Raw genomic sequence first — 13806 nt, 5'->3', positions numbered from 1 at the left:
CGCCGCGCGCCGTCCTCGCGATCGCGACGAGCATGCTGAACGGCTGCGTGACGGTCGGTTTTAAAGAAGGTGTTCCCGGCACGTGTCCCTTCGTCGTTGCATAGCAGGGAGGTCCAGGCGCGAGCCGCAGAGGAACTGAACTCATTGCCGGTCGGTTCGGCTATTGCCGAGATGCTGAGATGGGGTGGTTGCCGCCCTCCCCAGACGGCATCGCAATGTGCCAGGGTGGTGTTGTGACAGCCACGAAGTGGAAAGGGCGGCAAGATGAAGGATACGATGATCGGGGTGGACCTGGCAAAGCGCGTCTTCCAGGTCCACGGCGCCACGATGCGCGGCGAGGTGCAGTTCCGCCGCAAGCTGACGCGCGAACAGTTCCGGGCGTTCATGGCGGCGCAGGCCCCGGCTGTCGTGGTCTTCGAGGCCTGCCCGAGCGGGAGCTACTGGGCGCGGGAGATGGCGGCTCTCGGCCACGAAGTGCGGCTCGTCGCGCCGCAGTATGTCCGACCGTTTGTCAAGCGGCAGAAGAACGACGCTGCCGACGCCGAGGCGATCGTCGTCGCGGCGCAGCGGCCGGAGATGCGGTTCGTCGCGCCGAAGACGGCGGACCAGCAGGCGCGGGCCGTGCTGTTCCGCTGCCGCGAGCGCTTGGTTCATCAGCGCACGGAGCTAGTGAACGCGTTGCGCACGACGCTCTACGAGTATGGTCATACGGTTCCGCAAGGTATCGCTCACATCAGGAGGATCGTGGCCATCCTCGACGCCTCGGATGCGGACCTGCCGGAGCTGGTGCGGGATGAGTGCCGGGATCTGCTCGCGCAGATCGACGAGAAGACCGCCCGCATCGACGAGCGGACCCGCAGGATCAGGACGCTGTCGGCCGGGACCGACACCGCGCGCCGGCTGCAGACCATGCCGGGCATCGGCCCGCTGACCGCACTGGCGGTCGAGGCCTTCGCGCCGGAGATGACGCAGTTCCACCGCGGACGCGACTTCGCGTCATGGCTCGGCCTTGTGCCGCGCCAGCATTCCTCCGGAGGCAAGGAGCGGCTCGGCCGAGTCTCGAAGGCGGGCCAGGCCGATATTCGGCGACTGCTGATCATCGGCGCGATGGCGCGCCTGACGCCTTTGGGGCGCCGATCGATTCCGGAGGGCTCCTGGCTTGCCAGGATGCTGGCGAGGAAGCCGAGGATGCTGGTCGCGATCGCGCTGGCCAACAAGATGGCGCGCGCGATCTGGGCCATGATGACCAAGAAAGAGGATTATCACGATCCGGCGCGGGCCGCGGCTGCATGACCGAAAGGCGAGGCAGCGCAGCCCCGCACCGGTGAAGGGGGTGTGAGAAGGCAACGACCCGTATGGGCGCAAGGATCGAAAGATCCGGACCGGGAAAACCAGCGTAGTCGCTCGAGCTTCGAAGCTCGTTGCTGAGATTTGGACCCGATCCGCGGATCACCATGCCGGCCAGCGGCCTTCGAGAGCGCCGCACGGGAAGGCCTCACAGAAGACCGCACTCGATCACGCGAACAGATGGAAAGGAGCCTCTTGCATCACGGGCGGCAACCACAGAAGCGACTACGGCGCACTGCGTGACCAAACACGCAGTTGCAGCAGATGAGTGGCTGCACGATACGCCCGATCTTGGCCTCACTTGTACTCAATCGGGGTCCCAACGAGGCTAGGCACCGGTTGCTCTCCATGAGGCTGTGCTGACCCGACGCCGCGGCGCATCACGCGGTGTCGGCGTCACCCGTCGATCTTCCAGCCGCGCGAAGGCTGCGAGAACAACCCCTTCGGAACGGTCCAGGTAGCCAGCGAGCAACTTGGCCGCGCCCTTTGCATCGTCCCGGTCAACGGCGGCAAGGATGGCCGCGTTCTCGGCGATAAAGGGCTCGTGCAGGAGTTCCGGGTCGGGGAGGAGGCCGAAGGCGAGGCGGAGTTCGGCGACGACCTGAGCAAAAAAGGCCGTCAGACGCGGACTGTCGATCAGCGCGACGACCGCGCCGTGAAACACCATGTTGGCGGAGCCGACCGCGCGCCAGTCTCCACGCTCGCGCGCGGCCTCGGCTGCCACCACAGCGGCGCGCATAGCCGCGACTGCGGCGTGCTTCGGCCAGGCCTGGGCAAGCGCCGGGATCTCGATCAGACGTCGCACACGGTAGATGTCGATGATGGCCGGCATCGAGGGGATTGCAACGAACACGCCGCGGTTTGGCTCATAGCGCGCCAACCCCTCGCGCGTGAGCAACCGGAAGGACTCGCGCAACGTGTTCCGCGAGACACCGAGATCGGCAGACAGTCGGGCCTCAGAAAGACGTTCTCCGGGCGTCAGTTCCCCCTCCGTCGCCATCGTGCGGAGTTGCGCCGCAATTTGCTCGACAAGCGGCGCGGCGGCATCGATTCCTGGCTTTCGGTCGCTCATTCTGCACCTCATCTGTCGGCGCATTTTACGAGGATTCCCCGCGCCATGTCACGTGGAGCATCACCGTGTTTGAGCATTTCGCTCACGCGCATAGCGCATATGCCACAAGATTGTTCAACGAAATATAGGTGGAGGCAGGAGAATAATTGACGAATCGCCTTGCGTCTAGCACAAAGCCGTCATTCCGAATCTGCAAGCGTGGAGCCCGGCAATGAGCGAACTCTCCCCCCATGTCACCGCATCGGGAGCCACGCTGCGCGGCGGCCTGATCGCCGCCATCTTCCTGATGGCGACCTCGGCAATCGGTCCGGGCTTCATCACCCAGACCGCGACCTTCACCGCGCGCCTCGGGTCGGCCTTCGCCTTCGCGATCCTCGCCTCGGTCATCATCGACTTCGTCGTGCAGATGAACATCTGGCGGATCACCGCGCTGACCGGCAAGCGCGCGTCCGAGACCGCGAACGACGCCATCCCCGGCGCCGGCTACCTGCTGTCGGCTCTCGTGATCTTCGGCGGCATGGTGTTCAACGTCGGCAACATCGCCGGCAGCGGACTCGGGCTCAACGCGATGATCGGGCTCGACCCCAAGATCGGCGGCGGCCTGTCGGCGCTGCTCGCCATCGGGATATTCCTGTCGCACCGCGCGGGGTTGCTGCTCGACCGGATCATCGTCGTGCTCGGGATCCTGATGATCGCGATGACGGTGTTCGTGGCCATCGTCTCGAACCCGCCGGTCGGCGAGGCGCTGCGACAGACCGTGCTGCCCTCGACCATCGACTTCGCCGCGATCACGACGATCGTCGGGGGCACGGTCGGCGGCTACATCACCTACGCCGGCGCGCATCGGCTGCTCGACAAGGGCTTCACGGGCGCTGCGAACCTGCCCGCCATCACGCGCGGCGCGCTGTCGGGCATCGCCGTGACGGGCGTCATGCGGTTCGTGCTGTTCCTCGCGATCCTCGGGGTCACGGCCTCGGGCGTCACGCTCGACCTCGCCTCGCAGACCGCGAACCCGGCGGCCCAGGCGTTCCAGGCGGCGGCCGGCCAGTGGGGCCTGAGGGTGTTCGGGATCATCTTCTGGGCGGCGGCCATCACCTCGGTCATCGGGGCCGCCTACACATCGGTCAGCTTCATGACCGTTTTCCGCCCGATGGACGACCGCGCGCGCAACATCGCCACTGTCCTTTTCATCGCGGTGTCGCTCGCGATCTATCTCGCACTCGGCACGGCGCCCGCCGCCTTGCTGGTCTTCGCCGGCGGCTTCAACGGGCTGATCCTGCCGATCGGCCTGACGATCTTCACCTATATCGGCTTCGCGCGGTCCGACCTGATGGGCGGCCACCGGTACAGCCGGCCGCTGCTCGCGCTCAGCGTCATCGTCTGCGCGCTGACCTGGTACATGGGTCTGCGGTCGGTCAGCACGATCTTCGCCTTTCTCGGCGTCTGACGGAAGAAATGGCCATGGATCTCAACAGCGATCTCGGTGAAGGCTTCGGGGCCTGGCGGATGGGGGACGACGCGGCGATGCTCGCGATCGTCAGCTCCGCCAACGTTGCCTGCGGCTTTCACGCCGGCGACCCCCTGACCATTCTCTCGACCCTGCGCGAGGCGGCGCGGCGCGGCGTCGCGGTCGGGGCGCATGTCTCCTATCCCGACCGCGTCGGCTTCGGGCGCCGGAAGATGGACGTGACCCCGGCCGAACTCGAGGCCGACGTCATCTATCAGATCGGCGCCCTGCAGGGGCTGGCGGCGGCGGCTGGGACGCGGGTCACCTACGTCAAGCCGCATGGCGCGCTCTACAACACCATCGCCGAGGACGCGGCCCAAGGCGACGCGGTCATCGCAGGCATCCGCGCCGTCGATCCGGCGTTGATCCTGATGGGCCTCGCCGGCGCGTCGATCCTGGAGCGCGCCCGCGCCGCGGGCCTGACCGTGGCGGCCGAGGCCTTCGCCGATCGCGGCTATACCGCCGCGGGCGCGCTCGTGTCCCGGCGCGAGCCGGGCGCGGTGCTGCACGATCCCGAGCAAGTCGCGGAGCGCATGCTGCGCCTCGCGACCGAAGGCACGATCGAAGCCGCGGACGGCTCGCTCCTGCGCCTCGACGCCCAGAGCATCTGCGTGCATGGCGACAACCCGGCCGCGGTGACGTTGGCCCGGCGCATCCGCGACCGGCTCGTCGCGGCGGGCGTGTCGATCGCCCCGTTCCACGAGGCCGCCCGATGACCTACCAGACCCCCGCCGAGCTGCGCGCCGCCTGTCGCGCGGGCTGGGCCGCGCCGACCTCGGGCCACGCCACGGGATTCACCCAGTGCAACCTCATCGCCCTGCCCAAGGACTGGGCGTGGGACTTCCTGCTCTTCGCGCAGCGCAACCCCAAGCCCTGCCCGGTGCTCGACGTCACCGAGCCCGGCGGTTTCGAGACCGCGCTCGCCCCCGGCGCCGACCTGCGCCGCGACCTGCCGCGCTACCGCGTCTGGCGCGACGGCGCGCTGGCCGAGGAAACCGCCGACGCGCACGCGGTCTGGGCCGAGCATCCCGATCTGGTGACGTTCCTGATCGGCTGCTCCTTCACCTTCGAGGCGCCGCTGATGCAGGCCGGCATCGAGATCCGCCACATCGCGCAGGGCTGCAACGTGCCGATGTATCTCACCGACCGGCCCTGTCGGCCGGCCGGGCGGCTCGCCGGCCCGCTGGTCGTCTCGATGCGGCCGATCCCCGCCGATCGCGTCGCCGAGGCGGTGACGATCTCGGGCCGCTATCCGGCGGTGCATGGCGCGCCGGTGCATGTCGGCGCGCCCGAGGCGCTCGGCATCGCCGATCTCGGCCGGCCGGATTTCGGCGATCCGGTCTCGATACGGCCCGGCGAGATCCCGGTCTTCTGGGCCTGCGGCGTGACCCCGCAGGCGGCGGTGATGGCCTCAAGGCCGCCCTTCGCGATCACCCACGCGCCCGGGCACATGTTCGTCAGCGACGTCCCCGATCGGGAGTGGCAGGCATGACGCTGCGGTTTCTGCCCGTCGGCCCGCGCGCGCTCCTCGTGGAGCTGCCCGATCTCGCGGCGACGCTTGCGCTTTTCGACGCGCTGGTCGCCGATCCGGTCCCCGGCGTCGCCGAGGTGATCCCCGCCGCGCGCACGCTGCTGGTGCGCGCCGCGCCCGGCGCCGCCGCCGACGGCCGGCTTGCGGCGGCGATCACGGCGCGGGCGTCCCTCGCGACGGCCCGGCGCGAGGACACGGCGAAGGCGATCGAGATCCCCATGGTCTACGACGGCGAGGATCTCGCCGAGGTCGCCGCCCATCTCGACCTGACCGTGGCGGAGGTCATCGCGGCGCATCAGGCGGCGACCTGGCAGGTGGCGTTCTGCGGCTTCGCTCCAGGCTTCGCCTACATGACCTGCGAGGATCCCCGGTTCGACCTGCCGCGGCGCGCGAGCCCTCGGGCGCGCATCCCCGCGGGCGCCGTGGGGCTGGCGGGACGGTTCTGCGGCGTCTACCCGAAGGCGAGCCCGGGCGGCTGGCAACTGATCGGGACCACGCCGACGCCGATGTGGGACCTCGCGCGTAACCCCCCGGCGCTGCTGCGCCCCGGCGGGCGCGTGCGCTTCGTCGAACGGCGTAGCGCCGTGCATGCGACGCCGGCCGCCCCGGCCGAGCGCCCCGCCTCCGTCGTAGGGCTGCGGGTGGTCGCGACGGCTTTCCCTGTGCTGGTGCAGGACGCCGGGCGGTCCGGTCAGGCGGCGCATGGCATCTCCGGCTCCGGCGCGATGGACCTGCCGAGCCTGCGGCGCGCCAATCGCCGCGCCGGCAACCCGCCCGACGCCGCGGCGCTCGAAATCACGCTCGGCCCGACGCGGCTCAGCGTCGATGCGCCCGCGACGCTCGTGCTCGACGGCGCCGCCGACCGGGCCGAGATCGAGGCCGGCCCCGCGCGCATCCCCGTCGACGTGACCCGCCCCTTCGCGCTCGATCCCGGCGAGGTTCTGGTGATTCCGCCGCCCGCCCGCGGCATGCGCAGCTATCTCGCGCGGCGCGGCGGCTTCGACGCGCCGCGCCTGCTCGGCTCGGCCGCGACCGACACACTCGCGGGGATCGGCCCGGACCCGCTCGGCGCCGGCGCCGCGATCGGCTTCGCCGACAACCCAGCGCTCGCCGTCGACGGCGAGCCCGCCGCGCACACGTGGCTGCCCGCTGCCGGCGAGACGGTCCTGCTGCCCGTCACCCTCGGCCCACGCGCCGACTGGTTCCCGGACGCTGCGGTGGCGCTGCTGCTTGCCCAGGACTGGGAGGTGACGGCGCAATCCTCGCGCGTCGGCGTCCGGCTCGCCGGCGACCCGCTCGTGCGCGACGACGCGCGCGAACTGCCGTCCGAGGGGACCGAGCACGGCGCGATCCAGGTGCCGCATTCCGGCCAGCCGGTGCTGTTCCTCGCCGACCATCCGCTGACCGGCGGCTATCCGGTCATTGCCACCGTGCTGCCCGACGCGCTGCCGCTCGCCGGACAGATCCCCCCCGGCGCGCGCATCCGCTTCACCGCCGACCATCCCTTCAGCCCGATCGAGGCCACGCCATGACGACGACCCTGTTCGAGCCCGGCGCCGCGCTGCGTCCGATCCGCCGCCTGTTCATCGCCAATCGCAGCGAGATCGCCGTTCGGGTCATCCGCGCCTGCCGTGACGAGGGGATCGTCCCGATCGTCGCCTATGCCGACAGCGACCGCGACGCGCTCTTCGTCCGGCTCGCCGACGAGGCGTATCCGCTCGGCGGCGAACGCCCGGCGGAGACCTATCTCGACGCGGCCAAGCTCATCGCCATCGCCTTGCGCGCGGGCGCCGACGCGGTGCATCCGGGTTACGGCTTCCTGTCGGAGCGCGCCGAATTCGCCCGCGCCGTGCAGGAAGCCGGCCTGATTTGGGTCGGCCCCGATCCCCACGTGATTGAGGCGCTCGGCGACAAGATCGAAGCGCGGCGCATCGCCGAGGCGGTCGGCGCGCCGCTGGTTGCCGGCACCCCCGGCCCGGTCGCCACCCCGGCCGAGGCCCGCGCCTTTGCCGAGGCGCATGGCCTGCCCGTCGCCATAAAGGCCGCCCATGGCGGCGGCGGGCGCGGCATGAAGGTCGCCTGGAATCTTGAGGAGGTCGAGGAGCTCTTCGAGTCCGCCACGCGCGAGGCGCTGACCGCCTTCGGCCGCGGCGAATGCTATATCGAGCAGTTCCTCGACCGGCCCCGGCATATCGAGGCGCAGGTGCTCGGCGACCGGCACGGGCAGGTCAAGGTGCTCGGCACCCGCGACTGTTCGCTGCAACGGCGCAACCAGAAGCTCATCGAGGAGGCGCCCGCGCCCTTCATCACCGAGGAGCAGCGCGCCCGCATCCACGCCTCCGCCCGGGCGATCTGCGCCCATGCAGGCTACAGTGGGGCCGGCACCGTTGAGTTCCTGCTCTCGGCGAACGGCACGCTCTCGTTCCTTGAGGTCAACACCCGGCTCCAGGTGGAGCATCCGGTGACCGAGGAGACGACCGGCGTCGACCTGGTGCGCGCGATGATCGCCGTGGCTGCCGGCGCGCGGCTCGCCGACGAGGAGGTCCCGGCGCCCCTCGGCCATGCGATCGAGTTCCGCATCAACGCCGAGGACCCGGCCCGCGGTTTCCTGCCGACGCCGGGACCGGTGACGGATTGGGACGCGCCTGGCGGCCCCGGCGTCCGGCTCGACAGCGGCGTCGTCGCCGGTTCGGTGGTGCCGGGCAGCTTCGACTCGCTGATGGCGAAGCTCGTCGTGACCGGCGCCACGCGCACGGAGGCGCTCGCGAGAGCGGGGCGCGCCCTGGCGGAGTTCCAGATCGGCGGCGTCGCCTCGGTCCTGCCCTTCCACCGCGCGGCGATCGCGGCGCCCGAGTTCCGCGCCGAGGGGGGCGACTTCGCCGTCCACACCCGCTGGATCGAGACGGATTTCGCCGACCGGCTCGCGGCCATCGGCGGGGAGGCGCGGGTGACCCCGGCGGCGACCGCGCCGTTCCTGCGCTTCGCGATCGAGATCGACGGCCGGCGCGTCGAGATCGGCCTGCCGGCGGGGATGCTCGCCGCCGGTTCCGGTTCCGGTCCCGGCGCTGCCGCGGCGGCGGAGGCGCCGGGGGCGGCAGGCCAGGACGTCGTGACGGCCCCTGTTGCCGGAACGCTGCAGGTCTGGCAGGCTGAGGACGGGGCGGAGGTCGCCGCCGGCGAGGTGATCGCGGTGATGGAGGCGATGAAGATGGAGACGCGGGTCGAGGCGCCGCGCTCCGGCCGGCTTCGGCATCTGGCCGAGGCGGGCAAGCCCATCGGCTTCGGCGCGCCCCTCGCGCGCATCGAGCCGGCCTGAGGCGCGCGCAGGGACCGAGGGAGAGAACCAGGCGGCGGAACGCCGCCTGCAAAGACAAAATAGAAGCGGAGGAGGAGGACGTCGTGACAAGCCAAACCGACGCCATGATGGCGAACAAGGGCGCGAAGCCGCTAGCCTGGTCGAAGCACGATACGAAATGGGTCCTGAGCCTGTTCGGAACCGCGGTCGGCGCCGGCATTCTCTTCCTGCCGATCAACGCGGGGAGCGGCGGCTTCTGGCCCTTGATCATCATGGCCGTCCTGATCGGACCGATGACCTATCTGTCGCATCGCGGGTTGTCGCGGTTCGTGTGCTCGTCCGCGATCCCGGGCAGCGACATCACCCAGGTGGTCGTCGAGCATTTCGGATCCGGCGCCGGCAAGGCGATCACGATTCTCTACTTCCTGGCGATCTACCCGATCGTCCTGATCTACGGCGTCGGCATCACCAACACCTTCGACAGCTTCATGGTCAACCAGCTCGGCATGGACCCGCTCCCGCGCTGGATTCTTTCCGGCCTGCTGGTCGCGGGAATGATGGCCGTGATGATGGCCGGGCAGGAGATCATGCTGCGCGTGACCGAAGCGCTGGTCTATCCGCTCGCGGCGATCCTCGTGCTCCTGTCGCTCTATCTGATCCCGAGCTGGGACCTCTCCACCGTGACGCAGGTCTCGTCCCCCGGCAGCATGCTGGCGACGGTCTGGCTGACGATCCCCGTGCTGGTCTTCGCCTTCAACCACTCCCCGGCGATCTCGCAGTTCTCGGTTTCGCTGAAGCGGGACTATGGATCCGATGCGGCGGAAAAGGCGGACAAGATCCTCGGCCGGACCGCGACCGTGCTGGTCGGCTTCGTCATGCTGTTCGTGTTCTCCTGCGTGCTGGCGCTCGGCCCGACGCAGCTGGCCGAGGCGAAGGCGCAGAACCTGCCGGTGCTGTCCTATCTGGCCAATGTGCACGGCAGCCCGTTCATCGCCTATTTCGGCCCGATCATCGCGTTCCTGGCCATCGTGTCCTCGTTCTTCGGCCACTACCTCGGCGCGACCGAGGGGCTGCACGGCATCGTCCGCGGCCAGTATGATCCCGACGCGCGCAAGATCGCCGATCCGGCGCTCGTCAAGGCCATCGCCGTCTTCATGTTCCTGACGACCTGGGGCGTGGCGATCCTCAACCCCAGCATCCTCGGCATCATCGAGACGCTGGCGGGGCCGGTGATCGCGGCGATCCTCTACCTCATGCCGATGTACGCGATCTACAAGGTGCCCGCGCTCGCGAAGTACCGTGGACAGATCAGCAACGTGTTCGTCGTCGTCGCGGGCCTCATCGCCATGTCCGGCATCCTCTACAGCATTTTCGGCTGATCGCCGCAGGCCGACCGGCGGAAGGGGGAAACATGTTCATCAGCGTGTTCGACATCTTCAAGATCGGCGTCGGCCCGTCGTCGTCCCACACCATGGGACCGATGACGGCGGCGGCGGCGTTCCTGAAGGCGGTGCAGGACGGCGGCGCCGCCTTCGATCCGGCGACGCTCACGGGGCTCGAGGCTCAGCTTTACGGCTCGCTGGCGTTCACCGGGAAGGGGCACGCCACTGACCGTGCAGTGATACTCGGGCTGATGGGGTTCGAGCCGGCGAGCCTCGACGCCGACGCCGCCGAGGCCCGGCTGGCCGAGATGCGCGCGACCGGGCGGATCGCGCCGCCCGGTCTGCCCGAGGTGGCCTTCGATCCCGAGCGCCACGTCATCTTCGACTATGGCCCGCCGCTCGCGCTACACGCCAACGGCATGAAGCTGAGGGCGCTGCGCGAAGGCGAGGTCCTGCTCGAAGAGACCTACTACTCGACCGGAGGCGGCTTCATTGCCACCGAGACCGAGCTGCTTGCGCAGCGGGCGGAGAAGACCGCCCGTCTGGACGACAAGCAGGAAGCGCTCGCCTACCCCTATCCGTTCGGTAACGCAGCGCAGATGCTGAGGATGGGCGACGAGTCCGGCAGAACCATCGCCGAGATGAAGCGGGCCAACGAGGAGGCCACGCGCAGCCCCGACGCGGTGCGCCAGGGGCTCGCCGCGCTGCACGCCACCATGCAGGACTGCATCGACCGCGGGCTCAGGACGGAGGGCGAGTTGCCGGGAGGGCTGCGGGTCAGGCGGCGGGCCAAGGCGATCCACGATCATCTCGTGGCGGCGAAGGGTTCGAACTCGGCGCAGCCGCACGCGGTCAACGATTGGCTCGCCGCCTACGCGCTGGCGGTGAACGAGGAGAACGCCGCCGGCGGGCGGGTCGTGACCTCGCCGACCAACGGCGCCGCCGGCGTGGTGCCGGCGGTGATCCGCTACTACCGCGGCCACTGCGTCGGCGCGACCGACGCCGGGATCGAGGCCTTCCTGCTGACCGCGGCGGCGATCGGCGGTATCGTCAAGGAGAACGCCTCGATCTCGGGCGCCGAGCTCGGCTGCCAGGCCGAGGTCGGCGCGGCCTCTGCGATGGCCGCCGCAGGCCTGTGCGCGGCGCTCGGCGGGACCAACGCCCAAGTCGAGAATGCCGCCGAGATCGCGCTTGAGCACCACCTCGGCATGACGTGCGATCCGGTGAGGGGCTTGGTGCAGGTTCCCTGCATTGAGCGCAACGGGCTCGGCGCGATCAAAGCGGTCTCGGCAGCCTCGCTGGCGCTGCACGGCGACGGAACCCACTTCATGCCGCTGGACAATTGTATTGAGACCATGCGGCAGACGGGGCTAGACATGCGTGAGAAGTATAAGGAAACCTCGCTTGGCGGCCTCGCCGTGAATTTTCCGGAATGCTGACTTGCGCGCGGCGGCACGGCCCGTGGTCCACCTGCGTGGCTCAACTCGACCGAGCAGAAGCCGAATTACGGGTTCGCGTGAGTTCGGGAAAACGCGGTCATGCGAGCGTGACGCGCAAGCGCGCCGTCGCCTGCGGCTTCGATCGCGCTCATTGACGCCGGCTATGCGGTCGCGGCCGACTACGCCGGCAACGACGAGGCCGCCTCGAGTTTCACTGCCGATGCTATGAGCGCCATTTCGTGTGCTGGCGTCAAATCATCAACATCCCGCACGAGCGGACGCATCAAGTCGGCCGCGTTAGCGGCGACTTCTCGTAATAGACTGATATTACGTCCGAAAGGCTGGCCTCAACTCACCCTGCGATGACTTTCCCTAGATGGAGAAGGTTGTCTCTCAGGCCCATCCCCTCCGCCAAATTATCTCGCAAGATATTGATTCCATTTAAGATTGCCAGCAACACCCCTCACGGTCCCACACTCAGCCCCACATTTCTTGATCGCTGGACCTGAGGCTTGTCGACGCGCCTTAATCCGGTGGATGCCGCCTTATACAGGATCACCGATGTTATGAGACACCAATACTTGCAGTTGTAGCGGTTCGCCAGCTTTCGGACGGCGGTGCGCCAGCTTTCGGACGGAAAATTTTTCCAACCGCCCGTAGCTGTGTTGTGAGACACGAAGATCTGCAGTGATCCGGGAACAGCTGGGATTTGGTGGGATCAGCTGAAAATCACCGGAGAATCAGGGAGATACAGCGGATTTGCGGATCACGAGGCCCTGATGTCCCATGTCTTGCAGTGACAGCTTAAACTGGCCTTCAACGAGAGTTTAATGCTGACATGGGCGCAAATGCAGATGCCCAGAGGGTCGGTGTTAACCCACAAGAAAATAACGGGAAATCGGCCATGGTGGCGGCCTGAGGGGCCGAGGCCGCGCGGTCGGAACCTACAACCGAGGCCGTAAGTTCCACCGTGCACTTGTAGGTTCGGAAAACTCCATGAATTCCAGACGCTTGCACAGTATCTAGGGCCGTATGTCGCCTCGGCGAACCTACAACGGATTTTCGCGTAGAAGAGCTGCCTTCAGATGGCGCCACGCGCGTGCTGCAGCCAGCGGGACCACCCCGTTACCGGCTGCAGCGGATCGGTCCAGCCAGGGGGCCAGCCCATCATCCAGTCGCTGAATGCCGGGTTCAAGGTGAGGGTGCCGGCGGAGTGTTTCTCCCCATTCAGCAAGATCACCCGGCATCGGTGGGAAGAGGTCGGGCGCTGCGGTGTCCAGCCCGCCGCCCTCATCAGCTGCCACATCAGCGACCAAGACAGCGCCGCATTGCGCAGGCCGACCTGGCTGCCGGTCTGGTTCTGGTCGGTCCTGAATTCCACTCCCCGTTCGGGACTCAGGCGGATGCAGGCCCGGTTCCCGGCCGACTTGAAGGTGGGCGTGGGCCAGAAGGAACAGCCGTTCGCGGATGTGCGATGCGCCGACCTCCGCCGCTGATAGGACGCATGCTGCAATCCGGTAGCCCATGCCCTGAAGCTCTCCGGCGACGTCTCGCAGACCAAGGGACAGATGGCCGGGGACGTTCTCGAAGAAGCACCATTCGGGGCCAACCTCGCGGACGATCCGGGCAACATCGGGCCACAGGTGCCGAGGAACATGGTGCGGATCTCGGGCACATCGTTGATCGACATGAGGAACTGCCCCCGTATGGCCGCCAACTGGTCGGCCAGCCGCTGGAAGTCGGCGCGGGCGAAGAGCGCCTTGCCGTAATCGCCCTCGGACCCCCAATAGGGCGGGTCGAGATAGAACAGCGTGCCGGGACTGTCGTAGCGGCGCAGGAACTCGCCGAAGTCGAGGCATTCGATGCCCGACGATCCCGACCGGGTGGTGATTGAACCGCACCGGGTTCTCCGGAGGCTGATTTCGGTTAGTTACGCGGCCATGGGTTCTGTTTCCAGAGTTGCGTAGAAGTTTGCCTCGGCTTCTGCGGGCGGGATGTTCCCGATCGGCTCGAGCAGGCGGCGGTTGTTGAACCAGTCCACCCATTCGAGGGTTGCATATTCGACGGCTTCGAAGCTGCGCCACGGGCCACGGCGGTGAATGACTTCGGCTTTGAAGAGGCCGTTGATCGTCTCAGCAAGCGCATTGTCATAACTGTCGCCGACGCTGCCGACAGAGGGCTCGATGCCCGCTTCGGCCAGTCGCTCGGTGTATTTGATTGACAGATACTGGCT

The 13806-nt window shown here is 68.3% G+C and carries 11 protein-coding genes and 2 pseudogenes; 9 read left to right on the top strand and 4 right to left on the bottom strand.

Features of this window, described 5'->3' with window-relative positions; genetic code table 11:
- The first annotated feature begins 264 nt into the window (after positions 1-264).
- On the top strand, positions 265-1293 hold the full coding sequence (locus G481_RS0114555) for an IS110 family RNA-guided transposase (protein ID WP_028030691.1): 1029 nt from the start codon (positions 265-267) through the stop codon (positions 1291-1293).
- Positions 1294-1675: 382 nt separating this feature from the next.
- Here G481_RS0114555 and G481_RS23930 read toward each other — a convergent pair whose 3' ends face one another.
- Positions 1676-2419, bottom strand: a complete 744-nt coding sequence (locus tag G481_RS23930; protein ID WP_084450941.1) for a GntR family transcriptional regulator — start codon at positions 2417-2419, stop codon at positions 1676-1678.
- A gap of 211 nt (positions 2420-2630) precedes the next feature.
- On the opposite strand from G481_RS23930, the gene G481_RS0114545 reads away from it, so the two are divergent.
- From G481_RS0114545 to G481_RS26720, 8 genes and pseudogenes are all read left to right on the top strand, one after another.
- Positions 2631-3866, top strand: coding sequence for an NRAMP family divalent metal transporter (locus G481_RS0114545; RefSeq protein ID WP_028030690.1), 1236 nt, complete (start codon positions 2631-2633; stop codon positions 3864-3866).
- Between the two features lie 14 nt (positions 3867-3880).
- Positions 3881-4642, top strand: coding sequence for a LamB/YcsF family protein (locus G481_RS0114540; RefSeq protein WP_425402467.1), 762 nt, complete (start codon positions 3881-3883; stop codon positions 4640-4642).
- Entirely contained in the window at positions 4639-5418 is a 780-nt protein-coding gene (locus G481_RS0114535; protein WP_028030688.1) for a putative hydro-lyase, read from the top strand. Before G481_RS0114540 ends, G481_RS0114535 begins: the two co-directional genes overlap by 4 nt.
- Positions 5415-6989 carry a 5-oxoprolinase subunit B/C family protein gene (locus tag G481_RS0114530; protein ID WP_035026222.1) on the top strand — a complete coding sequence of 525 codons (1575 nt, stop codon included), beginning with the start codon at positions 5415-5417 and terminating at the stop codon, positions 6987-6989. Before G481_RS0114535 ends, G481_RS0114530 begins: the two co-directional genes overlap by 4 nt.
- Entirely contained in the window at positions 6986-8773 is a 1788-nt protein-coding gene (locus G481_RS0114525; protein ID WP_211235211.1) for an acetyl/propionyl/methylcrotonyl-CoA carboxylase subunit alpha, read from the top strand. The genes G481_RS0114530 and G481_RS0114525 overlap by 4 nt, the downstream gene beginning before the upstream one ends.
- 83 nt (positions 8774-8856) lie before the next feature.
- Complete coding sequence (locus G481_RS0114520) at positions 8857-10131, top strand: aromatic amino acid transport family protein (RefSeq protein ID WP_028030685.1); 1275 nt, start codon at positions 8857-8859, stop codon at positions 10129-10131.
- A 32-nt stretch (positions 10132-10163) separates the two neighbouring features.
- Entirely contained in the window at positions 10164-11573 is a 1410-nt protein-coding gene (locus G481_RS0114515) for an L-serine ammonia-lyase (protein ID WP_028030684.1), read from the top strand.
- A 141-nt stretch (positions 11574-11714) separates the two neighbouring features.
- Positions 11715-11795, top strand: a pseudogene (locus G481_RS26720) (beta-ketoacyl-ACP reductase); the annotation flags it as partial.
- Between the two features lie 827 nt (positions 11796-12622).
- Here the strand turns inward: G481_RS26720 and G481_RS25485 are convergent.
- From G481_RS25485 to G481_RS0114500, 3 genes and pseudogenes are all read right to left on the bottom strand, one after another.
- Positions 12623-13195 (bottom strand): DNA cytosine methyltransferase, encoded by a 573-nt coding sequence (locus tag G481_RS25485; RefSeq protein WP_245594979.1) that lies wholly within the window; start codon positions 13193-13195, stop codon positions 12623-12625.
- Between the two features lie 38 nt (positions 13196-13233).
- Positions 13234-13437: pseudogene (locus G481_RS25945) on the bottom strand (DNA adenine methylase); the annotation flags it as partial.
- A 66-nt stretch (positions 13438-13503) separates the two neighbouring features.
- Positions 13504-13806: integrase core domain-containing protein (locus G481_RS0114500; protein ID WP_035026220.1), on the bottom strand; the 303-nt coding region annotated here is incomplete at its 5' end.

It is taken from the genome of Gemmobacter nectariphilus DSM 15620 (assembly GCF_000429765.1).
Lineage (GTDB): Bacteria > Pseudomonadota > Alphaproteobacteria > Rhodobacterales > Rhodobacteraceae > Wagnerdoeblera > Wagnerdoeblera nectariphila.
Note: the sequence above shows the minus strand (reverse complement) of the source record. Positions and strands in the feature narration are given on the sequence as shown.

Excerpts from the sequence above, each read along its gene's own strand:
- G481_RS0114555 (WP_028030691.1), top strand. The coding sequence starts at position 265 with ATGAAGGATACGATGATCGGGGTGGACCTGGCAAAGCGCGTCTTCCAG.
- G481_RS23930 (WP_084450941.1), bottom strand. The coding sequence starts at position 2,419 with ATGAGCGACCGAAAGCCAGGAATCGATGCCGCCGCGCCGCTTGTCGAG.
- G481_RS0114545 (WP_028030690.1), top strand. The coding sequence starts at position 2,631 with ATGAGCGAACTCTCCCCCCATGTCACCGCATCGGGAGCCACGCTGCGC.
- G481_RS0114540 (WP_425402467.1), top strand. The coding sequence starts at position 3,881 with ATGGATCTCAACAGCGATCTCGGTGAAGGCTTCGGGGCCTGGCGGATG.
- G481_RS0114535 (WP_028030688.1), top strand. The coding sequence starts at position 4,639 with ATGACCTACCAGACCCCCGCCGAGCTGCGCGCCGCCTGTCGCGCGGGC.
- G481_RS0114530 (WP_035026222.1), top strand. The coding sequence starts at position 5,415 with ATGACGCTGCGGTTTCTGCCCGTCGGCCCGCGCGCGCTCCTCGTGGAG.
- G481_RS0114525 (WP_211235211.1), top strand. The coding sequence starts at position 6,986 with ATGACGACGACCCTGTTCGAGCCCGGCGCCGCGCTGCGTCCGATCCGC.
- G481_RS0114515 (WP_028030684.1), top strand. The coding sequence starts at position 10,164 with ATGTTCATCAGCGTGTTCGACATCTTCAAGATCGGCGTCGGCCCGTCG.